The organism is Erwinia magellanica (assembly GCF_039023495.1).
In the GTDB taxonomy this organism is placed as follows: domain Bacteria; phylum Pseudomonadota; class Gammaproteobacteria; order Enterobacterales; family Enterobacteriaceae; genus Erwinia.
The window spans coordinates 658,271-683,653 of sequence record NZ_JBCHVC010000001.1; the positions used below are offsets into that span (position 1 = coordinate 658,271).

Annotated in this window: 28 protein-coding genes; 27 read left to right on the plus strand and 1 reads right to left on the minus strand. The window is 56.2% G+C overall.

Going from position 1 to position 25,383, the window contains the following annotated elements:
* Positions 1–98 precede the first annotated feature (98 nt).
* From AAH450_RS02975 to phnE (AAH450_RS03085), 23 genes are all read left to right on the plus strand, one after another.
* Positions 99–911 (plus strand): MetQ/NlpA family ABC transporter substrate-binding protein, encoded by an 813-nt coding sequence (locus AAH450_RS02975; protein ID WP_342908841.1) that lies wholly within the window; start codon positions 99–101, stop codon positions 909–911.
* Positions 908–1,933: a methionine ABC transporter ATP-binding protein gene (locus tag AAH450_RS02980; protein WP_342908842.1), complete on the plus strand. Its 1,026-nt coding sequence runs from the start codon at positions 908–910 to the stop codon at positions 1,931–1,933. Before AAH450_RS02975 ends, AAH450_RS02980 begins: the two co-directional genes overlap by 4 nt.
* Complete coding sequence (locus tag AAH450_RS02985) at positions 1,926–2,597, plus strand: methionine ABC transporter permease (protein WP_342908843.1); 672 nt, start codon at positions 1,926–1,928, stop codon at positions 2,595–2,597. The genes AAH450_RS02980 and AAH450_RS02985 overlap by 8 nt, the downstream gene beginning before the upstream one ends.
* Before the next feature lie 4 nt (positions 2,598–2,601).
* A complete protein-coding gene (locus AAH450_RS02990) occupies positions 2,602–4,932 on the plus strand; it encodes a molybdopterin-dependent oxidoreductase (RefSeq protein WP_342908844.1) in 2,331 nt (776 codons plus the stop codon).
* A 117-nt stretch (positions 4,933–5,049) separates the two neighbouring features.
* Complete coding sequence (locus AAH450_RS02995) at positions 5,050–6,072, plus strand: isopenicillin N synthase family dioxygenase (RefSeq protein WP_342908845.1); 1,023 nt, start codon at positions 5,050–5,052, stop codon at positions 6,070–6,072.
* Between the two features lie 16 nt (positions 6,073–6,088).
* Positions 6,089–6,892, plus strand: coding sequence for a MetQ/NlpA family ABC transporter substrate-binding protein (locus tag AAH450_RS03000; protein ID WP_342909560.1), 804 nt, complete (start codon positions 6,089–6,091; stop codon positions 6,890–6,892).
* Positions 6,885–7,673, plus strand: a complete 789-nt coding sequence (locus AAH450_RS03005) for a methionine ABC transporter ATP-binding protein (protein WP_342908846.1) — start codon at positions 6,885–6,887, stop codon at positions 7,671–7,673. Before AAH450_RS03000 ends, AAH450_RS03005 begins: the two co-directional genes overlap by 8 nt.
* On the plus strand, positions 7,661–8,329 hold the full coding sequence (locus AAH450_RS03010; RefSeq protein ID WP_342908847.1) for a methionine ABC transporter permease: 669 nt from the start codon (positions 7,661–7,663) through the stop codon (positions 8,327–8,329). The genes AAH450_RS03005 and AAH450_RS03010 overlap by 13 nt, the downstream gene beginning before the upstream one ends.
* A 17-nt stretch (positions 8,330–8,346) precedes the next feature.
* Entirely contained in the window at positions 8,347–9,432 is a 1,086-nt protein-coding gene (locus AAH450_RS03015; RefSeq protein ID WP_342908848.1) for an iron-containing alcohol dehydrogenase family protein, read from the plus strand.
* A gap of 206 nt (positions 9,433–9,638) precedes the next feature.
* Positions 9,639–10,352, plus strand: coding sequence for a phosphonate metabolism transcriptional regulator PhnF (phnF, locus tag AAH450_RS03020; protein ID WP_342909561.1), 714 nt, complete (start codon positions 9,639–9,641; stop codon positions 10,350–10,352).
* Positions 10,353–10,799: a phosphonate C-P lyase system protein PhnG gene (gene phnG, locus AAH450_RS03025; RefSeq protein WP_342908849.1), complete on the plus strand. Its 447-nt coding sequence runs from the start codon at positions 10,353–10,355 to the stop codon at positions 10,797–10,799.
* The gene (gene phnH / locus AAH450_RS03030; protein WP_342908850.1) at positions 10,799–11,374 is read left to right on the plus strand and encodes a phosphonate C-P lyase system protein PhnH; all 576 of its coding nucleotides are present in this window, start codon (positions 10,799–10,801) and stop codon (positions 11,372–11,374) included. Before phnG ends, phnH begins: the two co-directional genes overlap by 1 nt.
* Positions 11,374–12,447, plus strand: coding sequence for a carbon-phosphorus lyase complex subunit (locus tag AAH450_RS03035; RefSeq protein WP_342908851.1), 1,074 nt, complete (start codon positions 11,374–11,376; stop codon positions 12,445–12,447). Before phnH ends, AAH450_RS03035 begins: the two co-directional genes overlap by 1 nt.
* Complete coding sequence (locus tag AAH450_RS03040; protein WP_342908852.1) at positions 12,440–13,285, plus strand: alpha-D-ribose 1-methylphosphonate 5-phosphate C-P-lyase PhnJ; 846 nt, start codon at positions 12,440–12,442, stop codon at positions 13,283–13,285. Before AAH450_RS03035 ends, AAH450_RS03040 begins: the two co-directional genes overlap by 8 nt.
* A complete protein-coding gene (phnK, locus tag AAH450_RS03045; protein WP_342908853.1) occupies positions 13,282–14,043 on the plus strand; it encodes a phosphonate C-P lyase system protein PhnK in 762 nt (253 codons plus the stop codon). Before AAH450_RS03040 ends, phnK begins: the two co-directional genes overlap by 4 nt.
* Positions 14,044–14,073: 30 nt before the next feature.
* Positions 14,074–14,775, plus strand: coding sequence for a phosphonate C-P lyase system protein PhnL (gene phnL, locus AAH450_RS03050; protein ID WP_342908854.1), 702 nt, complete (start codon positions 14,074–14,076; stop codon positions 14,773–14,775).
* Positions 14,772–15,908, plus strand: coding sequence for an alpha-D-ribose 1-methylphosphonate 5-triphosphate diphosphatase (phnM, locus tag AAH450_RS03055; protein WP_342908855.1), 1,137 nt, complete (start codon positions 14,772–14,774; stop codon positions 15,906–15,908). Before phnL ends, phnM begins: the two co-directional genes overlap by 4 nt.
* Positions 15,908–16,495: a ribose 1,5-bisphosphokinase gene (phnN, locus tag AAH450_RS03060; RefSeq protein ID WP_342908856.1), complete on the plus strand. Its 588-nt coding sequence runs from the start codon at positions 15,908–15,910 to the stop codon at positions 16,493–16,495. The genes phnM and phnN overlap by 1 nt, the downstream gene beginning before the upstream one ends.
* A 71-nt stretch (positions 16,496–16,566) precedes the next feature.
* Positions 16,567–17,316, plus strand: coding sequence for a phosphonate metabolism protein PhnP (gene phnP / locus AAH450_RS03065; protein ID WP_342908857.1), 750 nt, complete (start codon positions 16,567–16,569; stop codon positions 17,314–17,316).
* A gap of 116 nt (positions 17,317–17,432) precedes the next feature.
* On the plus strand, positions 17,433–18,266 hold the full coding sequence (gene phnC, locus AAH450_RS03070) for a phosphonate ABC transporter ATP-binding protein (protein ID WP_342908858.1): 834 nt from the start codon (positions 17,433–17,435) through the stop codon (positions 18,264–18,266).
* 19 nt (positions 18,267–18,285) lie between these two features.
* Positions 18,286–19,212, plus strand: a complete 927-nt coding sequence (gene phnD / locus AAH450_RS03075; protein ID WP_342908859.1) for a phosphonate ABC transporter substrate-binding protein — start codon at positions 18,286–18,288, stop codon at positions 19,210–19,212.
* A 75-nt stretch (positions 19,213–19,287) separates the two neighbouring features.
* Positions 19,288–20,157, plus strand: coding sequence for a phosphonate ABC transporter, permease protein PhnE (gene phnE, locus AAH450_RS03080; protein ID WP_342908860.1), 870 nt, complete (start codon positions 19,288–19,290; stop codon positions 20,155–20,157).
* The gene (gene phnE / locus AAH450_RS03085) at positions 20,154–21,035 is read left to right on the plus strand and encodes a phosphonate ABC transporter, permease protein PhnE (RefSeq protein WP_342908861.1); all 882 of its coding nucleotides are present in this window, start codon (positions 20,154–20,156) and stop codon (positions 21,033–21,035) included. Before phnE (AAH450_RS03080) ends, phnE (AAH450_RS03085) begins: the two co-directional genes overlap by 4 nt.
* A gap of 879 nt (positions 21,036–21,914) precedes the next feature.
* On the opposite strand, the gene AAH450_RS03090 is transcribed toward phnE (AAH450_RS03085), so the two are convergent.
* On the minus strand, positions 21,915–22,499 hold the full coding sequence (locus AAH450_RS03090; protein ID WP_342908862.1) for a Maf family protein: 585 nt from the start codon (positions 22,497–22,499) through the stop codon (positions 21,915–21,917).
* Between the two features lie 142 nt (positions 22,500–22,641).
* On the opposite strand from AAH450_RS03090, the gene yceD reads away from it, so the two are divergent.
* From yceD to AAH450_RS03110, 4 genes are read left to right on the plus strand one after another with little or no spacing between them, the layout of a single operon-like run.
* Positions 22,642–23,163, plus strand: a complete 522-nt coding sequence (yceD, locus tag AAH450_RS03095; RefSeq protein WP_342908863.1) for a 23S rRNA accumulation protein YceD — start codon at positions 22,642–22,644, stop codon at positions 23,161–23,163.
* A 14-nt stretch (positions 23,164–23,177) separates the two neighbouring features.
* Positions 23,178–23,348, plus strand: a complete 171-nt coding sequence (rpmF, locus tag AAH450_RS03100) for a 50S ribosomal protein L32 (protein ID WP_013201675.1) — start codon at positions 23,178–23,180, stop codon at positions 23,346–23,348.
* Positions 23,349–23,374: 26 nt separating this feature from the next.
* Positions 23,375–24,409, plus strand: a complete 1,035-nt coding sequence (plsX, locus tag AAH450_RS03105) for a phosphate acyltransferase PlsX (RefSeq protein ID WP_342908864.1) — start codon at positions 23,375–23,377, stop codon at positions 24,407–24,409.
* Between the two features lie 5 nt (positions 24,410–24,414).
* Positions 24,415–25,368, plus strand: a complete 954-nt coding sequence (locus AAH450_RS03110) for a beta-ketoacyl-ACP synthase III (protein WP_342908865.1) — start codon at positions 24,415–24,417, stop codon at positions 25,366–25,368.
* The last annotated feature ends 15 nt before the right edge of the window (positions 25,369–25,383 follow it).

Below are 25,383 nucleotides of genomic sequence, written 5' to 3' on the forward strand. Positions count from 1 at the left end.
ACAAAAAAGCCGAAGCGACGTGCGAGATTAGCTTCTCCTGCCAGGTTTTGCTGTGATTTAATCTCTTTCTTTTTATTATCCGTAATAAGGATTTATTTATGAAAAAACAGCTTTTACCGGGGATGGTATTAAGCCTGCTCTCGTCATTCACGCTGCTGGCAGCAGCCCATGCAGATGATAATAAAGTGATAAGGATCGGTTTCAATCCTGGCCCTTATAAAGAGCAGTTTGAAAAAGGGGTGGCGCCCTGGTTAATTAAAAAAGGCTATAAGATAGAATATAAAGACTTCAGCGATGGTATTCAGGTGAATGATGCGGTTAATCGCGGCAGCATCGAGGCCAATATCATGCAACACCCCATTTATCTGCAATCGGTAAACGACCGGTTAGGCATCGATAACGTCGGGATTGTCCAGGTGCCCACGCCGCCGATGGGGCTTTACTCAGATAAAAACAAAACGACAAAGCCCGCGCCTGGCGCTACGGTTTCGGTACCCAATCAGGCCTCTAATGAGTATCGCGCCGCGCTGTTATTACAAAGTATCGGCTGGATAAAAATCAGCCCAAAAAGCGATCCTGCCACCTTCTCCCAGAAAAATGTCACGGAAAACCCCTATAAAATCGTGCTGAAAGAGATGGATAATGCGCAGCAGGTCAGGGCGCTGCCTGACGTCGATTACGGCGTCATACAGGGTAACTTTGCCGTCTCCAGCGGTATGAAACTTAATTCTGCGCTTAAGCTGGAAGATCCCACCAGCAACTTCATCAATATCGTAACCGTCGCCGGCAAAAACAGAGAAGCCCCCTTTGCCAAAGATATTATCGCTGGCTATCACTCCGCTGAATTCAAACAGTATATCCAAAGCCATGCTGAGTATCAGGGCTATCTGCTGCCAGACTATTTCAAATGAGCCAGCCAACCATTGCGTTTCGTAACGTCAGTAAAACTTTTTCACGTCAGAACGTGGAGTTCCTGGCCCTTGACCAGATCGACCTCACTATTGAAAAGGGCGATATCTTTGGCGTTATCGGCACCAGCGGGGCGGGGAAAAGTACGCTCCTGCGGCTGATTAATCACCTGGAAACCCCCAGCAAAGGCGAAGTGCTGGTAAACGGGGAATCGTTGCAGAGCGTCAGCAAATCCCGACTGAATGAGGTCAAGAAAGACATTGGCATGATCTTTCAGCATTTTAATCTGCTGAATGCAAAAACCGTCTTTCACAACGTGGCGATCCCGCTGATTTTACAGCGGCGTGAAAAAGCGTTTATTCGCGCCAGGGTAGAAGAGCTGCTGGCCTTTGTCGGCCTGAGTGATAAAGCTGGCAGCTTTCCCGATGAGCTTTCCGGCGGTCAAAAACAGCGGGTCGGTATCGCCCGCGCGCTGGCGACCAATCCCTCTGTGCTGCTCTGTGATGAAGCGACCTCGGCGCTGGACCCGCAGACCACGGTGCAGATCCTGCTGCTGCTGAAAGAGATAAATCAGCGCTATGGCATCACTATCGTGCTGATCACCCACGAAATGTCGGTGGTACAGAAAATCTGCAATAAAGTGGCGGTGATGGCGCAGGGGCGCATTGTCGAACAGAGTGATGTGCTGAGTCTGTTTGGCAACCCTCAGCATGCCGTCAGCGCCAGTTTTGTGCAGTCGGTGATCCACGACCGCCTGCCGGAACAGACCTTAGCTCTGCTGGGGCAGGAAGAAAGCACGCAGGCGTTGCGGCTGGAATTTATTGGCACTACCGCTCAACAACCCATTATCAACCGTCTGATCCGCGACTTCCCCGTAGAGGTCAATATCCTGTTTGCCAATATGTCAGAAGTGCAGAGCACTATTCTGGGTTTTATGATCGTGCAGATCAAAGGCGAACAGTCGCAGACCGAAGCGGCCACTCTTGTCCTCAGCGAATCGGGAGTGAAAATCACCTATGTCTGACTTTTTTGATACCGCCGTCACCGGCGACCAGTTCCTGCTCGCTTTACACGATACTGCGGTGATGATCGCCGTCTCACTGGGGTTTGGTGCACTGGCCGGCATCCCTCTGGGCATCGTGCTGGTGATTTGCCGTCCGGGCGGCATTCTGCCCAACCGATTTGTGCATCAGGTGCTGAACCCGATTGTTAACGTTATCCGCTCGCTGCCGTTCATTATTCTGCTGATCGCTATCCTGCCGCTGACGCGTCTGCTGGTGCACACCACCATTGGCACGCCGGGAGCCATTGTGCCGCTGGTCATCTTTATCGCACCCTATATTTCGCGGCTGGTGGAGAGCGCATTGCTGGAGGTGGATGAGGGTATCCTTGAATCTGCGCAGGCCATGGGGGCTACCACGCTACAGACCATCTGGTATTTCATGCTGCCGGAAGTCGCCTCTTCACTGGTATTGGCGCTCACCACGGCCACCATCGGCCTGCTGGGCGCGACCGCAATGGCGGGAACGGTGGGCGGGGGTGGCATTGGCGATTTAGCCATCACCTACGGCTACCAGCGGTTTGATGCTTTTGCCACCTTCTCCACTGCGCTGGTACTGATCGTTATCGTCCAGCTGCTTCAGACCTTTGGTACGCGCCTGGCGCGCCGAATCCGCCGCGAGACATAACCAGATGAAGAATAATGATTTAGCCGTGATGCATTGGGGCACCTGCCGGGTAACCGTCGAAGAGGGCATGCTGACGGAGGTAAAACCCGTAGAGTGGGATCGCAATCCTTCAAAGATTAGCGAATCGTTGCCTGGTGCAATCCAGGGAGCATCAAGGGTAGCGCGACCGGCGGTGAGGCTGGGCTTTCTTCAGGGGAAGGCGGCCTCACGCAGCGCGCGTGGCAAAGAACCTTTTGTCGAAGTCAGCTGGGAAGTGGCGTTAAAGCTGGTGGCCGACGAACTGGCGCGGGTAAAGCAGCAGCACGGTAATCAGGCGATCTACGGCGGCTCCTACGGCTGGTCCAGCGCCGGGCGGTTTCACCACGCCCAAAGCCAGCTTCACCGTTTTCTGAATCAGTTTGGCGGCTATACCGCCAGTACCAATACCTACAGTATCGCCGCCGGTGAGCGCACGCTACCCCATATTCTGGGCGATCTGGATGAGTTGCAGCGCCACCATACCCACTGGCCAGTATTAGCGGAAAACTGTGAGCTGTTTGTGGCAATCGGCGGCCTGCCGCTGCGTAACGCACAGGTTAACGGCGGCGGGGCGAACGATCATGCGCTGGCCTACTGGCTGGAAAAAATGCAAAAGCAGGGCACCCGCTTTATCAATATCAGTCCGGTGAAAAACGATCTCTCTTCGGTGCCGGAAGCAGAGTGGCTCGCTATTCGACCCGGTACGGATACCGCGCTGCTGCTGGCGCTCTGTCAGGTACTGATTGAGGAGGCGCTTTACGATCGGGACTTTGTTGAGCGCTATACGGTGGGTTTTGCGCACTACGCCGCATACCTGCGCGGCGCAACGGATGGCGTCACGAAAAGCCCTGAATGGGCAGCGGAGATTACCGGACTCCAGCCTGAAGAAATCCGTCAACTTGCCCGTCGTCTGGCAGGCAGTAAAACCATGATAAATATTGCCTGGTCCGTGCAGCGCGCGCGGCAGGGAGAGCAGGCTTTCTGGGCCATTGTCGCCACTACCGCCTTACTGGGGCAAATTGGCACGCCCGGAGGAGGGCTGGGATTTGGCTACGCCTCGACTAATCTGGCCGGGGCTGACCGGCGAGTTTTCTCCGGCCCGCGTTTGCCGGTGGGGCAAAACCCGATCAAAGCGAGCATTCCGGTAGCACGCATTGCCGATATGCTGTTGCAGCCTGGCGAAGGGTTCGATTTTGACGGAAAGCGGCTGACCTATCCGGATATCAGGCTGATCTACTGGGCAGGCGGCAACACCTTTCATCATCATCAGGATTTGAACAAGCTTATCAGCGCCTGGCAGCATCCGGAGACCATTATTGTGCATGAACAGTTCTGGACCGCGCAGGCAAAATTTGCCGATATCGTCTTGCCTGCCAGCACTTCACTCGAGCGTGAGGATATCGGCAGCGCCAGCAACGACGGCTTTATGATCGCTATGCAACAGCACATTCCTGCGGTTGCGGAAGCGAAGTCTGATTATGCCATCTTCTCGGAGCTGTCGAAGCTGTTGGAATTCTCAGCCTTGTTCACCCAGGGCCGGACGGAGAGAGAGTGGCTGGCAGCAATCTACGAGGAAGCAAGGCCCCGTGCAGAGGAGCAGGGGATTTCACTGCCTTCCTTCAACGAGTTCTGGGCGAGCGGCAAGCTTGAGTATGCCCGGCCTGACGGGCCGCAGATCATGCTGCGGGAGTTTCGTGAAGATCCCAAAGCGGCACCTCTTTCCACCCCTTCCGGCAGGATTGAACTTTACTCCGCTACCGTGGCGAGTTTTGGGTATGAGGAGGCGCCCGGCCATGCGTACTGGCATCAGGCGGAGTATGAGGCTCAGGCCCGGCTCAGGCAGCAATGGCCGCTGCATCTGCTCTCCAGCCAGCCGCGCACGCGGCTTCACAGCCAGTACGATCACGGCAAAGTCAGCCAGCAATCCAAAATAGCCGGACGGGAACCGATCTGGATGCATCCTGATGATGCCACTCAGCGTGGTATCGGCGAAAGAACCATTGTGAAAGTATTTAACGCCCGTGGGGCGCTGCTGGCGGGCGTGCATCTGACGCGCGATATCCTGCCTGGCGTGGTGCAGATGGCGACCGGCGCCTGGTACGATCCGCTGATGAGTGGGGAAGCTGCGCCGCTGGATAAGCAGGGGAATCCCAATGTGCTGACGGAAGACCGGGGCAGTTCACGCCTGGGGCAGGGATGCAGTGCGCAGACCTGTTTTGTGGAAATAGAGCTTTACGATCAGCCGCTCCCGGAAATAACCGCTTATCAGCCTCCGCACTTTATTAAATGGGGGCCGGAAAGCCTGCCCGAAAAATAGCTTTTATTACCCTTAATGAAATTCCACTCTTTGCATATTGATTGCAGGATTCCTTCGTAGTTAAGCCCCGGTGGAAATGGCATTGTTATTCTTTGTGATACCCAGGGGACTTAAAGAATGAGCCATTCAGATTCACTTGCGTTACCCGTTATTGATTTCGCCCTGTTAACCGGCGATGAACAACAAAGAAAAGAAGCTGTTGAGAAACTTGGCAAGGCCGCACGTGAAGTGGGATTTTTTTATCTGATTAATCACGGTGTCGTGCAGGCGTTATCAGAAAGCGTACAGAATGTGGCGCGCACTTTTTTTTCGCTGCCGCAGGAGGAAAAACTCAAAGTAAAAATGGAGAATTCGCCTCACTTTCGCGGTTATAACCTTGCAGGCGTGGAGATCACCCGCAGCCAGCCTGATTACCGTGAACAGTTTGATATCGGTGCCGAGCGCGAGGCGGTTGTAAATTCTCCAGAGTCACCTACCTGGCTGCGTATGCAGGGGCCGAATCAGTGGCCGCAAGCCTTGCCGGAATTACAAACTGTGCTCACCGGCTGGCAGCAGGATATGACGCAGGTGGCGCTGGAGCTGCTGCGGGGCTTTGCAGAGGCGCTGGAGCTGCCTCGCAACGCCTTCGATAATCTTTACGGCGACTATCCCAACGAGCATATCAAGCTGATTCGCTACCCCGGACGACAGGAGTCTGAATCCTCTCAGGGCGTGGGGGCGCATAAAGATTCCGGTTTCCTGACGCTGCTGTTGCAGGACGACCAGCCCGGTTTGCAGGTGGAAGTGACGCCCGATAACTGGGTTGCCGCCTCGCCGCTGCCAGGTTCATTTGTGGTCAATATCGGGGAGCTTCTGGAGCTTGCCAGTAACGGTTATCTGCGCGCCACTATCCATCGCGTCGTGTCGCCAAAAGCGGATAAAGAGCGGCTGTCGGTGGCCTTTTTCCTTGGCGCGCAGCTGGATGCGGTAGTACCGGTTTATCCGCTGCCGGACTCTCTGGCCCGGCTGGCTATTGGCCCCACCAGCGATCCCCTGAATCCTTTATTACGTGAGGTTGGCTGGAATTACCTGAAAGGCCGCCTGCGCTCGCACCCTGAAGTGGCAAGACGCTTCTACCCGGAACATAGCAACAGTGAATAACAATAAGAGAATAATGATGATCAATAAAACACTATTTACCCTGGCTGGCCTTTCACTACTGGTGGCACAAAGCCTGCACGCTGCACCGTTGCGCGTCGCGGCCGATCCGGTACCGCATGCCGAAATACTGGAATATGTGAAGAGTATCGACCCAAAGCTGGATCTGAAGATTGTTGAACTCAATGGCGGAGTCAACGCCAATGAGCTGCTGTCAGCAGGGGATGTGGATGCAAACTACTTTCAGCATCTGCCCTACCTGAAGGATCAGGAAAAGGCGCTTGGCAAGACGTTCAGCGTGGTGGCCAGCGTGCATATTGAACCGCTGGGGATCTACTCCCGTAAAGTGAAAAGCCTGGCTGCTCTGCCGCAGGGCGCTTCCATCGCCGTCCCTAATAACACTACCAACCTGAGCCGGGCGCTCTGGTTGCTACAGCAAAAAGGGGTTATTCGCCTGAAAGCGCAGGGGGATGCCGCCTCCACGCTGGTGACGCCAAAAGATATCAGCGACAACCCAAAACAGATCAAAATCATTGAAATTGAATCTCCGCAGCTGCCGCGTTCGCTGGATGACGTCGATGCCGCCATCATTAACGGTAACTATGCGCTTGAAGCAGGGTTAACGCCTTCTAAGGATGCATTAGGGCTGGAGTCAGCGGAACATAACCCTTATGCCAACCTGCTGGTCACTACGCCAGAGCTGGCGAAAGATCCCCGTGTATTACAACTGGCAAAAGATCTGACATCACCGCAGGTGGCAGACTTTATCCGTAAAAATTATAACGGCTCGGTGATCCCGGTTTCGGATGCGAAGCATGATTAAACTCACTAATCTCAGCAAAGATTATCCCGGCGCTTCAGCGCCGGCGTTAGATAAGATCACTTTAGAGATTCAGGAGGGGTCCATCTTCGGCATTCTTGGACGAAGCGGGGCAGGAAAAAGCACCCTGCTGCGTTGTCTGAATCTGCTGGAACACCCCTCATCCGGGCAGATTGAAATAGATGGGGAAGAGATTGCAAAACTGACTCTGCCGCAGCTGCGCCGCCAGCGTCAGCAGATGGGCATGATTTTCCAGCATTTTAATCTTCTTCATTCCCGTAACGTTCACGACAATATCGATTTGCCGCTGGAGATCGCCGGGATGCCAGCCAGAGAGCGCCGCGCACGTGTCGATGCTTTGCTGCAACTGGTTGGGCTGGAGCAGTTTGCTCAGGCCTGGCCTTCACAACTCTCCGGCGGGCAAAAGCAGCGCGTAGGCATTGCGCGTGCGCTGGCAGCCAGGCCTCGCTATTTGCTGTGCGATGAGGCCACCAGCGCGCTGGACCCGGAAACCACCGCCTCAATCCTTGATCTGCTGGCCGATATTCAGCAGCAGCTCAACATTACCATTGTGCTGATCACCCATGAAATGGGCGTGGTAAAGCGTATTTGTGACGGCGCGGCGCTGCTTGAACAGGGCCGACTGATAGAGAGCGGCAGCGTGGCGGAGATCATGAACCGCAGCGAGAGCCGACTGCGTGAGATGCTGTTGCAGGATGGGGCGGCGGATCGGGCCTTTATCGCCAGATTTCAGCGTGGAGAGTTGACCAGATGCGTGGCGTAAACTGGGACCGCTTTCAGGATCTGCTGCTGACCGCAACTTATGAAACTCTCTATATGGTGGCGCTCGCCGCCGTGTTCACCGTTGCGCTTGGCCTGCCGGTTGGCTGCCTGCTGTTTCTGACGCGGCAGAAGGGCATTTTGCCCAACCGTCCTCTTGCCGCCGTGCTGAATACGGTCGTAAACGTTGGTCGCGCCTTGCCCTTTGTGGTGCTGCTGATTGCCCTGATCCCCTTTACCCGCCTGCTGGTGGGCACCACGCTCGGCAGTACGGCTGCCATCGTGCCGATTACGCTCGGTGCCTTCCCGTTTTTCGCCCGCATCGTTGAGAATGCGCTGGATGAGGTCGATCGGGGTCGTATAGAAGCCGTGATCTCAATGGGGGGCAATCTCTGGCATATCGTCAGCCGGGTGCTGCTGCCTGAAGCGCTGCCAGCACTGATTGCCGGGATGACGCTAACCATCGTGATGCTGATTGGCTTTTCTGCAATGGCGGGCGTGGTGGGCGGTGGCGGGCTGGGCGATCTCGCTATCCGCTACGGTTACCAGCGTTTCGATAACCAGATTATGGCTGCCACTATTGTGGTGCTGCTGGTGATGGTGCAGGTCATACAAAAGATTGGCGACAGAGTGGTGAGATCGCTCGCCTACCGACGTTAACTGGAAAAGGAAGCAGCATGTTTACCCTTAAATCGCCCGGTGCCTATCTGCAACGCCCCGGACTACGAGCCGAAGTGGGCGCTATTGTGGCGCCATTTGGGCACCGCATTCATCTCTTCACTTCTCCCCAGGCCTGGAAGGCGGTAAACCCGGCGTTAAGCGAGAGCCTGGAACGCGCCGGTATCCGCTGGCAGCTCGACTTCCTGACGGGGGAGTGCACCGATGCGGCCATAGAGAAACTCAGGTCTGACCTTGTTGCGCAGAATACAAAAGTTGTTCTGGCTGTTGGCGGTGGCCGGGTGCTGGATTGCGCCAAGGCGGTGAATGATGCGCTGCCCGATCTGACATTAATCAATTTCGCCACGCTGGCGGCGACCTGCGCCGCCTGGTCACCGCTGGCAATCATCTATAACGAGCAGGGCGGCCATCTTCGTAGCCAGCCCTTAAACCGGCTACCGGAACGGGTTCTGGTGGACAGTGAAGTGATTGCCCGCAGTGACGTCCGCTACCTGAAGTCCGGCATCGTGGATGCGCTGGCGAAGTGGTATGAATTTGAGCCTTACCAGCGGCAGAATCCTGACCGCCTGGCCCTGGATCTGAAGGTGGCCGCAGCGCGACAGGCGGTAGATATCTTTGAAAAATGGGGAGAGCAGGCGGTTGAGGATAATCTGCATCAGCAAGTAACGCCTGCGCTGGAGAAGGTCATCGAAGCCAGTATCGTGCTGGCCGGGCTGGCGAACAGCTTTCAGGATCGGCTCTCCACGCCGGGGTTTGCCCATGTTATCCACGACCGTCTGACGCATCAGCCGGAATTACATCACTGGCTCCACGGCGAGAAGGTAGGTTTCAGCCTGCTGGTGCAGTCGCTGGTTGAACAGGAGAGCGGGCAGCCTGACACCACTCTGCTGCGTTTATTACAGCGTTTTGATACGCCGCTGTCACTGCCGTTTGCGCACCCTGGCAGGCAGGAAAAAGTCCGTATGCTCGCTGAAGAGATCCGCTTTCCGCCAGACAGCCTGCAACACCTGCCGTTCACCATTACGGCCGCGAAGCTTGAGAAGGCTCTGTTAAGCACTTTTAAGGAGGGAGAAGTAGCGGCCTGATCGCTGAGATCCCTTGTTTTTGTAGACCACCTCACCTTCGCTGAAGCGCCTGCCTCAGGCGCTAAAACCAAATTCATCTTCCGGACACCTTGCCTTAACCCCGTTGTCATATTGCGCCTGCAACATACCTGCATTGAAAAAGTCAGGTCGCCCGGTTTTCTTCCGGACGACGCCGCCGCCTCCCTGTGAATGAGGATTTTCAGATGCTGAACCTGTCCAGACATCCGACCACTGTATATCAGGCTATTGCCGCCCAGCTGGAGAGTGAACTGAGCACTCATTATCGCTGCGGTGACTATCTGCCTTCTGAAAAGCAGCTGGCGGAACGCTACGCCGTTAACCGCCATACGCTGCGCCGTGCGGTAGATGAACTGGTCAGCAAAGGGCTGGTTCAACGGCGGCAGGGCGTGGGCATTCTGGTGCTGATGCGGCCTTACAACTACCCGCTGCACTCGCAGGCGCGCTTCAGTCAGAACCTGCTGGAGCAGGGCAGTCATCCCACCAGCGAGCGGCTGCTGGCAGTGCTGCGTCCCTGCAATGCCGAAATTGCCGCTGCGCTGGGTTCTCCGGAGGGAGAGACGGTTATCCATCTGCGTACACTTCGCCGCGTCAACGGCGTGCCGGTCTGCGTCATTAATCACTATCTGGCCGATCTGCACTGGTGGCCCTCCTTACAGCAGTTCAGCAGCGGGTCGCTGCATGACTATATGCAGCAGCATCTCTCGCTGGCGTTATCACGCAAACAAACCCGAATCACCGCCCGCCGCGCTCAGGCCAGGGAGAGCAAGCTGCTGGAAGTGGCGCTGCACTCTCCGCTGCTTTGCGTACGCACGCTGAATATCACCGGTGAGCAAAAGGCGGCGGAATACTCCGTCAGCCTGACGCGCGCCGACATGATTGAACTGACGCTGGAGCACTAGATGGACCCCATTAAAGCAAGAAAGCGCTGGCTTTCGGTACTGGCCCACAGCCAGCCAGCTCAGCTGCTGGCCTGCTGGCAGCCGCTGGATCTTCACCCCCACTATGAACGGCTGCGCGCGCCTGAAACTGGCCTGACGCGCCTGCATGCCAGGATGGGCGGCACCGGTCGCCGCTTTATCCTGGGCGATACCACGGTCACCCGCGCCGTGGTGCGTCTGGACGATGGCATTTGCGGATACAGCTATCTCATTACCCGCAATAAAGCGCATGCCGAACTGTGCGCCCTGTTGGATGCCCTGTTGCAGCAGAGCAGCAGCGCGGAACTGATCCAGCAAAAAATTATTGCGCCGCTGGCCGCCGCCCGCCAGGAGCAACTCACCCTGCGTGCACGCGAAATAGCCAGCAGCCGCGTCGACTTCTTCACCCTTGTCCGGGGAGATAATTAATGACTTTACTTGCCAGTTTTGCCCATCCCGTTGCGGATGCGCAGCGGGCTTTTCGCCGTATTCTGAAAGCCATGAGCGAGCCGGGGGTGATGGTTTCGCTGCCGCAGCTTCCTGCCTGGGGCAATGCTTCTCCCGCTGCAACCGCGGTGTTGATGACTTTGGTTGACCGTGAAACACCGCTTTATCTCGACAGCACGCTGAGTAACGAAGCATTGCTGGCTAACCTGCGTTTTCATACCGGCGCGCCGGTCAGCAAAGAGACCGATGTGCCTTTTGCGCTGCTGCATGCCAAATCTGATACCGCCATTCAGCAGTTCTCGCCAGGCAGCAATCATTCACCCGAGAAAAGCACCACGGTAATTATTGAAGTCGCCAGCCTTAACGGCGGTCTGACGCTGCGCCTGAGCGGGCCGGGGCTGATGGAGTCCCGCGCGATTGCGCCTCAGCTGCCGGAAAGCGTGCTGCACTATCTGCGCGAACGTCCGCACCGCTTTCCGCAGGGGATTGATCTGATCTTCACCTGCGGCGAAAACATGATGGCGCTGCCCCGTACTACCGACGTGAGGGTCTGCTGATGTACGTTGCCGTTAAAGGGGGCGAAAAGGCGATTGCCTCCGCCCATCAGTTACAGGAAAACCTGCGCCGGGGTAGCGAGGGCAACGAACTGCAATGCCAGCAGATCGATCAACAATTGGGGCTGGCCGTAGACAGAGTGATGACCGAAGGGGGAATTCACGACCGTGAACTGGCGGCGCTGGCCATCAAACAGGCGAGTGGCGATCTGGTCGAGGCCATTTTCCTGCTGCGCGCCTACCGCACCACGCTGCCACGCCTGGCAGACAGCCTGCCGTTGCAGACGGAAAAGATGCGCCTGGAGCGCCGTATCTCTGCGGTTTATAAAGATTTGCCTGGTGGTCAGGTACTGGGGCCGACCTGTGACTACAGCCACCGCCTGCTTGACTTCACGCTGCTGGCCGAGGGAAAGGCACCGCAGGCGCCACGCGCTGAACAGCCGCTGGATGAGCGCTGTCCACACATCTTCGACCTGATGACCCGTGAAGGGCTGGCCCAACGTGAAGAGGATGACGGCAGCGAGCCGCTGGACATCACGCGTGAACCGCCCTCCTGGCCCGCTCCGCGCTCCGCCCGTTTGCAACAGCTGGTGCGCGGCGATGAAGGCTTCCTGCTGGCATTAGGCTATTCAACCCAGCGCGGCTACGGACGCAACCACCCCTTTGCTGGCGAGATCAGAACCGGATATGTCACGGTAGAGATCGAGCCGGAAGATCTGGGCTTCCCCCTGGAAATTGGCGAAATCCTGCTGACCGAATGTGAGATGGTCAACGGCTTCACCACGCCAGAAGATAGCGCGCCGCACTTAACGCGGGGCTATGGTCTGGTGTTTGGTCGGGCCGAGCGTAAGGCGATGGCGATGGCGCTGGTGGATCGTTCGTTGCAAACAGACAGGTACGGCGAACGTATCACCAGCCCGGCACAGGACGAAGAGTTCGTGCTCTCCCATGCTGACAACGTTGAGGCAGCGGGCTTTGTTTCGCACCTTAAACTTCCTCACTACGTTGATTTCCAGGCGGAGGTTGAGCTGCTTAACCGCCTGCGTGCCGAATACCAGGAGAAGCACCGTGACTGAACTCAGCGGTTATAACCCCGGCTACCTTGATGAACAAAGCAAACGCACCATCCGCAGGGCAATCCTCAAAGCGGTGGCCGTCCCCGGTTATCAGGTGCCGTTTGCCGGACGTGAAATGCCGATGCCTTACGGCTGGGGAACCGGCGGCATCCAACTGACCGCCAGCGTGATAGGCGAGCATGACGTGCTGAAGGTGATCGATCAGGGCGCGGATGACACCACCAATGCCGTTTCAATCCGGCGTTTCTTCCAGCGCGTAAGCGGTGCGGCCATTACCGAACGCACGGTGGATGCCACGCTGATCCAGACGCGCCACCGCATTCCGGAAACGCCGCTCACCGAGGATCAGATCCTGATTTTCCAGGTGCCGATCCCGGAGCCGCTGCGGTTTATCGAGCCGCGCGAGACCGAAACGCGCACCATGCACGCGCTGGAGGAGTACGGCATCATGCAGGTGAAACTCTATGAGGATATTGCCCGTTACGGCCATATCGCCACCACCTATGCCTACCCGGTGAAGGTCAATGACCGCTACGTGATGGACCCCTCGCCAATCCCGAAATATGACAATCCCAAAATGAATATGATGCCAGCCCTGCAACTGTTTGGCGCCGGGCGCGAAAAACGCATCTATGCCTTACCGCCTTACACCAAAGTCGAAAGCCTGGATTTTGACGATCATCCCTTCACCGTGCAGAAGTGGTCGGAGCCGTGCGCACTTTGCGGCTCCCGCCACAGCTATCTGGATGAGGTGGTGCTGGACGACCAGGGCACCCGGCTGTTTGTCTGCTCCGATACCGATTACTGCCATCAGCAACAAGAGGCGCAACAAGCATGATCAGCGACCAACCGCTGCTGGCGGTCAACCAGCTAACGCATCTCTATGCGCCGGGCAAAGGCTTCAGCGACGTCTCTTTTGACCTCTTTCCGGGCGAGGTGCTGGGCATTGTCGGTGAATCCGGCTCGGGAAAAACGACGCTGCTGAAGGCCTTGTCTGCCCGGCTGGCACCGCAGCAGGGCAACATTATTTATCAGGGCCAGGATCTCTACGCGCGGAGTGAAAGCGATCGTCGTCGCCTGCTGCGTACCGAATGGGGCGTGGTGCACCAGTACCCGATGGACGGACTGCGGGCGCAGGTCTCGGCGGGCGGTAACATCGGCGAACGCCTGATGGCCGTTGGCGAGCGGCATTACGGCGATATCCGCGAGAAAGCAGGCCGATGGTTGCAGGATGTGGAGATTCCGCTGTCGCGTATTGATGACCTGCCAGGCACCTTTTCCGGCGGTATGCAGCAGCGCTTGCAGATTGCCCGTAACCTGGTGACCCATCCCAGGCTGGTGTTTATGGATGAGCCAACCGGCGGGCTTGATGTTTCGGTACAGGCGCGCCTGCTCGATCTGCTGCGCAACCTGGTTCGCGACCTGAACCTTGCCGTGGTGATTGTCACTCACGATCTGGGCGTGGCGCGTCTGCTGGCGCACCGCCTGCTGGTGATGAAGGATGGGCAGGTAGTGGAAAGCGGGCTGACCGACAGGGTGCTGGACGATCCGCATCACCCCTATACCCAGCTGCTGGTCTCATCTGTCCTCGCCTGAGCATTGAGCCAACCTAAACAGGAATTTGCCATGAGTCTTCAACTGCGCGTCGAAAATTTGTCTAAAACCTTCGTGCTTCACAACCAGCATGGCGCCGAACTGCCGGTGCTGGAGCACGCCAGCCTGCAAGTCTCTGCCGGTGAGTGCGTGGTGCTGCATGGCCATTCGGGCAGCGGGAAATCCACGCTGCTGCGTTCGCTCTATGCCAACTATCTGCCGGACCAGGGGCATATCTGGGTTAAACATCAGCAGGAGTGGGTTGATCTGGTCACGGCGCCTGCGCGACAGATTCTGGCGCTGCGGCGTGACACCCTTGGCTGGGTCAGCCAGTTTTTGCGGGTCATCCCGCGAATTTCCACGCTCGATCTGGTGGCCCAGCCGCTGCGTGAGCGCGGGGTGGAGCGGCAGGAGAGTGAAGAGCGGGCAAAATTGCTGCTCAGCCGCCTGAACGTGCCTTCCCGCCTGTGGGATCTTGCTCCCTCCACCTTCTCCGGGGGCGAACAGCAGCGGGTGAATATCGCCCGCGGATTTATTGCCGACTATCCGGTACTGCTGCTGGATGAGCCGACTGCTTCGCTGGACAGCGCCAACAGCGCTGCGGTGGTCAGCCTGATTGAACAGGCCCGCGATCGCGGCGCGGCTGTAGTAGGCATCTTTCACGATAACGCCGTCCGGGAACGGATTGCTAACCGTCTCTATGTGATGAACCCCATTGCGGAGCGCGCCGTATGATCATCAATAACGTCAAACTGATTCTGGAAAATGAAGTGGTCAGCGGCTCGCTGGCGTGTGAGAACGGCATTATTCAGGCTTTCTCCGATACCAGCAGCCAGTCGCCGGCGGCAATCGATGGTGAGGGCGGCTGGCTGATGCCGGGAATGGTGGAGCTGCATACCGACAACCTTGATAAGTTCTTTACGCCGCGTCCAAAAGTAGACTGGCCTGCGCACTCCGCCATGAGCAGTCACGATGCGCTGATGGTGGCCAACGGCATCACCACGGTACTGGATGCCATTGGGGTAGGGGATGTGCGGGATGGGGGCCATCGCCTGGATAATCTGCAAAAGATGATCGATGCCATCCGCTACAGCGAACAGCATGGCCTGAACCGCGCCGAACATCGTCTGCATCTGCGCTGCGAGCTGCCGCATGACTCGACGCTGCCGCTGTTTGAGCAGCTGATGCAGACGCCAGAGCTGTCGCTGGTCTCGCTGATGGACCATTCGCCGGGGCAGCGCCAGTACACCTCGCTGGAAAAGTACCGCGTTTATTTCCAGGGCAAGTACAACCTGAACGATCGGCAAATGGACGAGTTTGAGTCCAGCCAGCTGCGCTTAGCTGAGCGCTGGTCGAAGCCCAACCGCGAGGCGATTTCAGCCTGGTGCCGGCACTATCAGATCCCGCTGGCCAGCCATGACGACGCCACGCTGGCGCATGTTGAGGAGTCTGAAACCCTGGGCAGCGTGATTGCTGAATTCCCCACCACGCTGGAGGCGGCAAGCGCTTCCCGTAAGCAGGGTTTACAGGTGCTGATGGGCGCGCCGAATATTGTGCGCGGCGGTTCGCACTCGGGCAACGTGGCGGCGCATCAACTCGCCGCGCTGGGGCTGCTGGATATTCTCTCATCTGATTATTATCCCGCCAGCCTGCTGGATGCGGCGTTCCGTATCGCCCGCGATGAGAACAATGGCTATCAGCTGCCCGCCGCTGTGGCGCTGGTGACCAGCAACCCTGCGCGCGCTATCGGCCTGACCGATCGCGGCGTGATTGCGGAAGGCAAACGCGCGGATCTGGTGTTGGTGAATCACCATCAGGGGCAGGTCCACGTGCGCTCAACCTGGGCGAAAGGACGGGCGGTTTACTGATGGCCAGGCTTATCTGGTTGATGGGCGCATCCGGTTCAGGCAAGGACAGCCTGCTGAACGCGCTGCGCGAGGCCGCACCCGAAGGTGTGGTGGTGGCGCATCGTTACATTACCAGGGCTGCTGATGCCGGGGGCGAAAATCATATTGCCCTCAGCAAGGCGGAGTTTCACCGACGGCGCGCAAAAGGGCTGTTCGCAATTGACTGGCTGGCGCATCAACAGGCCTATGCGGTGGGCATCGAAATCGACTTCTGGCTGGCGCAGGATCTTGACGTTGTGGTGAACGGGTCACGGCTACACCTGCCAGCCGTTGAACAGCGTTATGGTACGCAGCTGCTGCCGGTGTGCCTGCAAGTTTCGCCCGGTGTGCTGGCTCAGCGGCTGCGGCAGCGCGGCAGGGAAGGAGAGGAGCAGATAGCGCAGCGCCTTCGCCGTGCCGCAGAAGGCGCACCCGCTTGCTGCATGATGCTGAACAATGACGGCCCGCTGAGCCAGACGCTGAATCAGCTGGTGGCGCTGCTGGCAGAGCAGGCGGAGAGGGAAGCCGGTTCGCCAGCGGAACCACTCTGTCTCAGGTCGTCAGGCTAAAGATCATTATGAGTTTGTGCCGCGCAGATGGCTGAGCGATGAGCACTATGCTGCAAGGGAGACCGAACATCATGCAGTTCACTTTTTTAGGCACCGGTGACGTCCGCCAGGTTCCGGTTTTTGGCTGCGATTGCGCCGCCTGTCTGGGTGCTCAGCAGCACTCCGCGCGAAGGCGCACGCCCTCCAGCGCATTAATCCGCCAGGGTGGCGAAACCACGCTACTGGATGCGGGACAGTGCCATCTGGAGGAGCAATTTGCGCCGGGCGAGCTGGACCGCATTTTTCTGACCCATTTTCATATGGACCACGTGCAGGGGCTGTTTGCGCTGCGCTGGGGGATGGGAGCCAAAATTCCGGTTTACTGTCCGCCCGATGAAGAGGGATGTGACGATCTCTATCGCCATCCCGGCCTGCTCGCCTTTCAACCTTTCCTGCGACCTTTTGATCCGCTTCCCTGCGGCGATCTGCTGTTTACGCCGCTGCCGCTGATTCATTCAAAAATCACCTTCGGCTATCTGATTGAGCATCAGGGTTTCAGGCTGGCATACCTTACCGATACCGTCGGGCTGCCTGTGGAGACGCTGCACTGGCTTCAGCAGCGAAAAATCGATCACCTGGTTCTCGACTGTAGTTATGCCCCCAGCGACCTGCCGCCGCGCAACCACAATGACATTTCGCTGGCGCTGGCTTTACATCAACAGCTTGCCCCCCAGCAAACCTGGCTGACCCATATCGGGCATGAGGTGGATAACTGGCTGGCAGAGAATGCGCTGCCGCCAGGCGTAGCCGCAGCCTGTGACGGCTTGACGCTGCAACTGTGACGTTGTCACTTTTTCCCGCGTCATTTTTTCATCATCCCGCTGTCATTAAATCGTCACTGCGCTCGCCGTTAATAGGGCGCACAAGGCGTAATGCCTGACTCACTACGGGAAAGATTATGGCACAGGCACTGTTGAAACCGGCCCCCGCTCCTGAGGTCTCGCCGCTGCGCACGGCGCAGAAAAAAGTTCTGGCCGTCAGAGGCCTTGGCAAAGCGTACAACGCGCAAAATCCTGTGTTGCAGGAGATTAATTTTGATCTGCATGCCGGTGAGTTGGTGGCCGTTGTCGGACGTTCCGGAGCGGGTAAATCCACGCTTTTGCATCTGCTGAACGGCACTCTTGCCGCCACAGAGGGCGAGATCCTGAATTATCGCGAATCCGGTGAGCAGCAGAACATCGTTGCGCTGAATGCGCGCCAGATGCGCGAATGGCGTAGCGAGTGCGGCATGATTTTCCAGGACTTCTGCCTGGTTCCGCGTCTGGATGTGCTCACTAATGTTCTGCTTGGCCGTCTCAGTCAGACTTCCACCCTGAAATCCTTTTTCAAAATCTTCCCGGATGCCGATCGCGCCAGGGCTATTGGCCTGCTGGAGTGGCTGAACATGCTGCCGCAGGCGTTACAGCGTGCGGAAAACCTCTCCGGGGGACAGATGCAGCGTGTGGCAATCTGCCGTGCGCTGATGCAAAACCCCAAAATTCTGCTGGCCGATGAGCCTGTCGCCTCGCTCGATCCGAAAAACACCCGTCGCATTATGGATGTCCTGCGTCAGGTGAGCGACAACGGCATCAGCGTGATGGTCAACCTTCATTCGGTTGAGCTGGTGAAAGAGTACTGTACCCGCGCCATTGGTATTGCCCAGGGGCGCATCGTGTTTGACGGACATCCGTCGCAGTTAACCGAAGAGCTTCTCCATACGCTGTATGGCGAAGAGATGACGCAATTTAACTAAGATCTTTTGGGACCCGGCAATGAAAAAATTATTATTAACCTCACTTCTGGCCAGCGTAATGGCGTCCGGCTTTGCTCAGGCTGCCACGCCAAAAGAACTGAATTTAGGCATTTTGGGGGGACAGAACGCCACGCAGCAGATCGGTGATAACCAGTGCGTAAAGGATTTCTTCGATAAAGAGCTGGGGACAGAGACCAGACTACGTAACTCTTCCGACTACTCCGGCGTTATTCAGGGGCTGCTGGGCGGCAAAGTGGATATGGTGCTGAGCATGTCTCCCTCTTCCTATGCCTCTGTCTATATTAAAGATCCCAAAGCGGTAGAGGTTGTGGGTATTGCGGTAGACGACACGGATAAATCAAAAGGTTACCACTCAGTGGTTATCGTGAAAGCTGACAGCCCTTATAAGAAACTGTCAGATCTGAAAGGCAAATCTTTCGGGATGGCTGACCCGGACTCCACCTCGGGCTTCCTTATCCCTAATCAGACCTTCAGGAAAGAGTTTGGCGGCAGCGTGGATGATAAGTACAACGGCTTCTTCTCAAGCGTGACCTTCTCCGGCGGCCATGAGCAGGATGTTTTAGGCGTACTGAATGGTCAGTTTGAAGGCGCAGTGACCTGGGCTTCCATGATCGGCGATTACGACACCGGCTTCACCAGCGGGGCATTTACCCGCATGATCCGCATGGATCACCCCGATTTGATGAAGCAAATCCGTATTATCTGGGAATCGCCGCTGATCCCTAACGGCCCGATCCTGGTGAGCAACAAGCTGGATGCCGATTTCAAACCTAAGCTGGTCGCCGCCATCAAAAAGCTGGATACAGAGAACCACAGCTGCTTTATCAAAGCGATGGGCGGCACACAGCATATCGGCCCCGCTACCGTGGCTGATTACCAGAATATCATTGATATGAAGCGTGAACTGACTAAGGGCGCGCGCTAAGTCGCCCTGCGGGAGCGCCTGACTCAGGTCACTGAGCAGGCGCTCTTTTTGTTTCAACTCTTAACCGGTTAATTTATGCATAACACTGATTTTGAGCGCTATTATCAGCAAGTTCGTGGCAGGCAGAAACGCGATACGCTCCTCTGGTCGCTGATCCTTCTGGCTCTTTATCTGGCTTCCGGCAATCTCGCCGAATTCAGCCTGACTACCCTCTGGACGTCGCTTCCTCATTTTTTTGATTACCTTGGCGAAACGCTGCCAGTGTTGCACTGGAACCGGCTGTTTGCTGACGGACATACCCAAGGCTCGCTGGCTTACTGGGGTTACCGGCTGCATATTCAGCTGCCGTTAATCTGGGAAACGCTTAATCTGGCGCTGGCGGCAACGCTGCTGTCGGTGATGGCTGCCGTTTTCCTCGCGTTTCTTGCCGCTGACAACACTCACTCCCCGGTCTGGCTACGCTATGCCATCCGCACCGCGGTAGCCTTTTTACGCACCATGCCGGAACTGGCCTGGGCGGTGATGTTTGTGATGGCCTTTGGGATCGGCGTCATCCCAGGTTTTCTGGCGCTGGCGCTGCACACTATCGGCAGCCTCACCAAACTCTTCTATGAAGCTATCGAGAGCGCATCGGACAAGCCAGGACGAGGCATGGCCTCCTGTGGGGCTGGCCCCATACAAAGGATGCGCTTTGCGCTCTGGCCGCAGGTGAAGCCGGTGTTTCTCTCTTACAGCTTTATGCGTCTGGAGGTAAATTTCCGCCAGTCCACCATTCTCGGGCTGGTAGGGGCCGGAGGAATTGGTCAGGAGCTGATGACCAATATCAAGCTGGATCGCTACGATCAGGTAAGTATGACCATTTTGTTGATTATTGTGGTGGTGTCGCTTCTGGATACTTTTTCCGGCCATCTGCGCCGCTGGGTGGTGGAGGGGAGAGCAGCATGATCGCCTTGGCCGGTTCTGACTCTTTAAACAGTATGAAAGCGAAGCACAGCGAGCTGTTCTCTTTGCAACGTCGCTATCTGCGCAGGCTTGGCATGATCGCTACCGCCGTGCTGCTTTATTATCTCTTCTTTTTTAATATGTTCGGCATTTCCTGGGCGCAGTTAGCCACGGGCTGTTCGCAAATTGGTCGTTATTTTCTGCGGATGTTTGTCTGGCACGATGTGGCAAACTGGCCGTTTGCTTACTATTTCAATCAAATTTTCATCACGCTGGCAGTTGTTTTTGCCGGCACCATTACCGCCACGCTGATAGCGTTACCGCTGTCGTTTCTGGCCGCACGTAACGTGATGTCATCCCAAGCGCTGCGCCCTGTGGCGATGGTGATACGCCGTCTGCTGGATATTCTTCGTGGTATCGATATGGCAATTTGGGGGCTGATTTTCGTGCGTGCCGTTGGAATGGGGCCGCTGGCTGGCGTGCTGGCAATTGTGATGCAGGATGTGGGTCTGCTGGGCAAGCTCTATGCGGAAGGGCACGAGGCAGTAGAGCGCTCGCCGGGCAGGGGGCTGAATGCAGTGGGGGCTAATTCATTACAAAAACATCGTTACGCCATTTTTACCCAGTCCTTCCCGGCATTTCTGGCATTGAGTCTCTATCAGATTGAGTCTAACACCCGATCGGCTGCGGTACTGGGTTTTGTCGGTGCGGGCGGTGTCGGTCTGGTCTATGCCGAGAATATGCGCTTGTGGAACTGGGACGTGGTGATGTTTATCACCCTGATTCTGGTGGTGGTTGTGATGGCGATGGATATCGTCTCCGCAAAATTGCGCAAACGCTATATTACCGGTAAGGCGATCCCGCTGTTTGGTCAGGAGTAGGGTGCAGATAAAACCGGGGGCGGTGAAGTGGTGCCATCCATTGAATTCAGTGTTGTTGGTGGGCCAGGTTTTCACAAAGGTCAAAATCTGGTCGGTGGAAAGGGCGTCACCCCGGAGTGCCTTATCCGGGAAGCCGCAGTGCGAAATGTTAACTTTGATATGTTGCGCGGCATCAGCGTAAGCCTGGCTGCCGCATCCCTGCGGCATACACTCGGCTAACGTACTCCGTGGTGCCACCCATTGAATTCGGGGTTGCTGGGGAGTCTGGTGTTCACACAGGTCAAAACCGGATCGGTGCAAATGCGTCACTCCGGAGTGCCTTATCCGGAACGCCGCAGTGCGAAATGTTAACTTTGATATTTAGCGCGGCATTAGCGTAAGCCTGGCTGCCGCATCCCTGCGGCAGACACTCGGCTATTGCACTCCGGGGTGCCACCCAACGAATTCGGTGTTGTTGGTGAGTTTGGCGTTCACACAGGTCAAAACCAGATTTGATGCTGGATTTGGCTTTGGCTTTGCCTTTGGCTTTGGATTTGGATTTGGATTTGGAAGTTGGTTTTGGTTTTCTGTAACAGGCAACACCAATGCTGTGGGGAAGGGAGAGGGGGCTGATAAGCAAAAGCTAAGCGGCATGGACGCCGCTTCGCAGCCCCCAGGGAGGGGTTCACGGCGTTTTTGTGTTCAGCCCCCTCTCCCTGACCAGGCAACACATCCCTCAGACAACGTGCCCTTAAAACAAGCCATATAAAACGCCATCTTCCCGAACCTTACCACCAGTTCCCTCAGACAACGTGCCTTCAAAACAAGCCATATAAAACGCCATCATCCCGAACCGTGTCTCCACTTCATCCAGACCACGCGCCTTCCGCCGCTTAACCGCTACCCCATCAAGGGGTCCACGCCAGCCTTACGTAACATTTCGCACAGCGCAATCAGCGGAAGCCCAACCAGCGTATTGGGGTCGCGCCCTGAAAGCCGTTCAAACAGCGTAATACCCAACCCTTCGCTTTTGAAACTGCCTGCACAGTTAAGTGGCTGCTCCTTTGCCACATAATTAACGATCTCTTTCTCAGTTAGCGTTCTGAAATCGACACTAAAAGGCTCACACACCACCTGTAGTTGATTCCGTTTACTGTCAAAAAGCGCCAGCCCGGTATAAAAAATAACACTATGCCCGCTCGCCAGCTTTAACTGCTGGTGAGCGTTCTCTTCAGTGTGCGGTTTTCCGGTTATTTTGCCATCAATCACACAAACCTGATCGGAACCAATAATCAGATGTGCGGGATAGTTTTTCCCCACGGCTTTGGCCTTCTCCGCAGCCAGCCGCATAACAAGATCGGTAGCAGATTCATCAAGTTGCGCTGATTCATCAACCTGTGGAGCAGCAGTGATAAAGGGCAGGCCCAGCTTTTCAAGCAGAGACTTCCTGTAGGAAGAAGTTGAAGCAAGTACCAGTTGAGTCATATTTTTTTCCAGAATAGATAGCGAATCACTTCAAGGCATTTTAAACTGTGCGCCGCACTGGATGCGAATATTGGGTGAAAGATGCTGTAAAACGGCCTTTTTCTTTGACTCTATCTCGTTACAAAGTTAATATGCGCGCCCTATGCAAAAGGTAAAATTACCCCTGACTCTCGATCCGGTTCGTACCGCTCAAAAACGCCTTGATTATCAGGGCGTCTACACCCCTGAACAGGTGGAGCGTATTGCCGAATCGGTAGTGAGTGTGGACAGTAATGTAGAATGCTCCATGTCGTTCGCTATCGACAACCAGCGTTTAGCGGTACTTAACGGTACTGCGGCGGTTTCCGTCACGCTTTGTTGCCAGCGCTGCAACCAGACATTCCCGCATCAGGTCCACGTGACGTATTGTTTCAGCCCGGTCGTTACTGACGAACAGGCTGAGGCGTTGCCGGAAGCGTACGAGCCGGTCGAGGTCAACGAGTTTGGCGAAATCGATCTGCTGGCAGTGGTTGAAGATGAAATTATCCTCGCCCTGCCTGTCGTTCCGGTGCATGATTCTGAACACTGTGAAGTGTCCGAGGCGGACATGGTCTTTGGAAAATTGCCTGCAGAGGCAGAAAAACCAAACCCATTTGCCGTATTAGCCAGTTTAAAGCGTAAGTAATAGGAGTAAGGTCCATGGCCGTACAACAGAATAAACCAACCCGTTCCAAACGTGGCATGCGTCGTTCACACGATGCTCTGACCACTGCCTCTCTTTCCGTAGATAAAGTTTCTGGCGAAACGCATCTGCGTCACCACATCACTGCGGATGGTTACTACCGCGGTCGCAAGGTCATCGTTAAGTAATTCTTGCGGATTCGCAAGGCGATACTTTGCCACGTCTGACCCTGGCGATAGATGCCATGGGCGGGGACTTCGGTCCCTGCGTGACAGTGCCTGCTGCAATGCAGGCACTGGCCTCTAACTCGCAACTGCATCTTCTTCTGGTCGGCGATCCCGACAACATCTCGTCATTACTCGCAAAAGCTGATTCAGCGCTGTTGGCACGTCTACAGATTATTGCTGCCGAGTCGGTTATTGCCAGTGATGCCAAACCCTCCCAGGCGATCCGCCAAAGCCGCGGCTCCTCTATGCGCATGGCGCTTGAGCTGGTTAAAGAGGGGAAAGCGCAGGCTTGTGTCAGTGCCGGCAATACGGGAGCACTGATGGGTCTGGCAAAAATGCTGCTCAAGCCGCTCGACGGTATCGAGCGCCCCGCGCTGATGACGGTCTTGCCAAATCAGCAGCAGGGGAAAACAGTGATACTGGACCTGGGTGCGAACGTCGACTCAGACAGTACGATGCTGGTGCAGTTTGCGATTATGGGCGCGGTGATGGCAGAGGAAATCCTGTCAGTGCCGCATCCCCGCGTGGCATTATTAAATATTGGTCAGGAAGAGACCAAAGGTTTAACCAGTATTCGCGATGCCGCAGCTATACTGCGTGAATTGCCAGATATTAACTTTATTGGATACCTCGAAGGCAACGACCTTCTTACCGGTGAAACGGATGTGCTTGTCTGTGATGGTTTCGTGGGCAATGTCACCCTGAAAACCATGGAAGGTGTGGTAAGAATGTTTCTTTCGCTGTTGAAATCACAGGGCGAAGGTAAAAAAAGGGCCTGGTGGATGACGCTGTTAGGACGTGTCCTGAAAAAACGTCTGGCGAAGCGCTTCGGCCACCTCAATCCCGACCAGTACAATGGCGCCTGTCTGTTAGGATTACGCGGTTCCGTGATTAAAAGTCACGGCGGAGCGAATCAACGCGCATTCACTGCGGCGATAGAACAGGCAGAACAGGCGGTGCAGCGGCAAGTTCCAGAGCGAATTGCTGCGCGCCTTCAGGCTGTATTACCTAAGAGTGAATGACGTACATGTATACGAAAATTATCGGTACGGGCAGCTATTTGCCCGAACAGGTGCGGACTAACGCCGATCTGGAAAAAATGGTGGATACTTCGGACGAGTGGATTGTCACCCGCACCGGTATCCGTGAGCGTCGCATAGCGGCACCTGATGAAACCGTTGCAACAATGGGCTATCAGGCTGCGCTGCGCGCGCTGGAAATGGCCGGTGTTGATAAAAATGACATCGGATTGATCGTGGTGGCAACCACCTCTTCCAGCCACGCCTTCCCAAGTTCAGCCTGCATGATCCAGCAGATGCTGGAAATTGAGGACGCCGCAGCTTTTGACCTTGCAGCAGCCTGCGCTGGCTTTACCTATGCCCTGAGCGTTGCCGACCAGTACATCAAAAACGGCGCGGTGAAAAATGCGCTGGTGATTGGTGCCGACGTGCTGGCCCGTATGCTGGATCCGGCGGATCGCGGCACTATTATTCTGTTTGGCGACGGCGCCGGTGCTGCGGTACTGGGTGCCAGCGAAGAGCAGGGCATTATCTCCACGCATCTGCACGCGGATGGCCGCTACGGACATCTGTTAACGCTTTCCAACCAGGATCGTGAGCATCAGGATCAACCTTCTTACGTCACCATGGCGGGTAACGAAGTGTTCAAGGTGGCCGTAACCGAGCTGGCGCACATCGTTGAAGAGACCCTACAGGCTAATAACCTGGAGCGTGAGTCTATCGACTGGCTGGTGCCGCATCAGGCTAACCTGCGTATTATCAGCGCCACCGCCCGCAAACTCGGCATGGGTATGGAAAAGGTAGTGGTCACGCTTGACCGCCACGGGAATACTTCCGCCGCCTCAGTGCCTTGTGCATTAGACGAGGCCGTGCGTGATGGCCGCATACAACGCGGTCAGCTTATTCTGCTGGAAGCCTTCGGGGGTGGATTCACCTGGGGTTCGGCGCTGGTTCGTTTTTGATTAACAGGAATAACA

What these genes read in the sequence shown, in the direction of transcription:
- AAH450_RS02985 (WP_342908843.1), top strand. Translation starts at nt 1,926, where the DNA reads ATGTCTGACTTTTTTGATACCGCCGTCACCGGCGACCAGTTCCTGCTC.
- AAH450_RS03010 (WP_342908847.1), top strand. Translation starts at nt 7,661, where the DNA reads ATGCGTGGCGTAAACTGGGACCGCTTTCAGGATCTGCTGCTGACCGCA.
- AAH450_RS03015 (WP_342908848.1), top strand. Translation starts at nt 8,347, where the DNA reads ATGTTTACCCTTAAATCGCCCGGTGCCTATCTGCAACGCCCCGGACTA.
- AAH450_RS03005 (WP_342908846.1), top strand. Translation starts at nt 6,885, where the DNA reads ATGATTAAACTCACTAATCTCAGCAAAGATTATCCCGGCGCTTCAGCG.
- phnE (WP_342908861.1), top strand. Translation starts at nt 20,154, where the DNA reads ATGATCGCCTTGGCCGGTTCTGACTCTTTAAACAGTATGAAAGCGAAG.
- AAH450_RS03000 (WP_342909560.1), top strand. Translation starts at nt 6,089, where the DNA reads ATGATCAATAAAACACTATTTACCCTGGCTGGCCTTTCACTACTGGTG.
- phnC (WP_342908858.1), top strand. Translation starts at nt 17,433, where the DNA reads ATGGCACAGGCACTGTTGAAACCGGCCCCCGCTCCTGAGGTCTCGCCG.
- phnE (WP_342908860.1), top strand. Translation starts at nt 19,288, where the DNA reads ATGCATAACACTGATTTTGAGCGCTATTATCAGCAAGTTCGTGGCAGG.
- phnP (WP_342908857.1), top strand. Translation starts at nt 16,567, where the DNA reads ATGCAGTTCACTTTTTTAGGCACCGGTGACGTCCGCCAGGTTCCGGTT.
- AAH450_RS02975 (WP_342908841.1), top strand. Translation starts at nt 99, where the DNA reads ATGAAAAAACAGCTTTTACCGGGGATGGTATTAAGCCTGCTCTCGTCA.
- phnM (WP_342908855.1), top strand. Translation starts at nt 14,772, where the DNA reads ATGATCATCAATAACGTCAAACTGATTCTGGAAAATGAAGTGGTCAGC.
- AAH450_RS03035 (WP_342908851.1), top strand. Translation starts at nt 11,374, where the DNA reads ATGTACGTTGCCGTTAAAGGGGGCGAAAAGGCGATTGCCTCCGCCCAT.
- AAH450_RS03090 (WP_342908862.1), bottom strand. Translation starts at nt 22,499, where the DNA reads ATGACTCAACTGGTACTTGCTTCAACTTCTTCCTACAGGAAGTCTCTG.
- AAH450_RS02995 (WP_342908845.1), top strand. Translation starts at nt 5,050, where the DNA reads ATGAGCCATTCAGATTCACTTGCGTTACCCGTTATTGATTTCGCCCTG.
- AAH450_RS02990 (WP_342908844.1), top strand. Translation starts at nt 2,602, where the DNA reads ATGAAGAATAATGATTTAGCCGTGATGCATTGGGGCACCTGCCGGGTA.
- yceD (WP_342908863.1), top strand. Translation starts at nt 22,642, where the DNA reads ATGCAAAAGGTAAAATTACCCCTGACTCTCGATCCGGTTCGTACCGCT.
- phnL (WP_342908854.1), top strand. Translation starts at nt 14,074, where the DNA reads ATGAGTCTTCAACTGCGCGTCGAAAATTTGTCTAAAACCTTCGTGCTT.
- phnH (WP_342908850.1), top strand. Translation starts at nt 10,799, where the DNA reads ATGACTTTACTTGCCAGTTTTGCCCATCCCGTTGCGGATGCGCAGCGG.
- AAH450_RS02980 (WP_342908842.1), top strand. Translation starts at nt 908, where the DNA reads ATGAGCCAGCCAACCATTGCGTTTCGTAACGTCAGTAAAACTTTTTCA.
- rpmF (WP_013201675.1), top strand. Translation starts at nt 23,178, where the DNA reads ATGGCCGTACAACAGAATAAACCAACCCGTTCCAAACGTGGCATGCGT.
- phnD (WP_342908859.1), top strand. Translation starts at nt 18,286, where the DNA reads ATGAAAAAATTATTATTAACCTCACTTCTGGCCAGCGTAATGGCGTCC.
- AAH450_RS03110 (WP_342908865.1), top strand. Translation starts at nt 24,415, where the DNA reads ATGTATACGAAAATTATCGGTACGGGCAGCTATTTGCCCGAACAGGTG.
- phnN (WP_342908856.1), top strand. Translation starts at nt 15,908, where the DNA reads ATGGCCAGGCTTATCTGGTTGATGGGCGCATCCGGTTCAGGCAAGGAC.
- phnK (WP_342908853.1), top strand. Translation starts at nt 13,282, where the DNA reads ATGATCAGCGACCAACCGCTGCTGGCGGTCAACCAGCTAACGCATCTC.
- phnG (WP_342908849.1), top strand. Translation starts at nt 10,353, where the DNA reads ATGGACCCCATTAAAGCAAGAAAGCGCTGGCTTTCGGTACTGGCCCAC.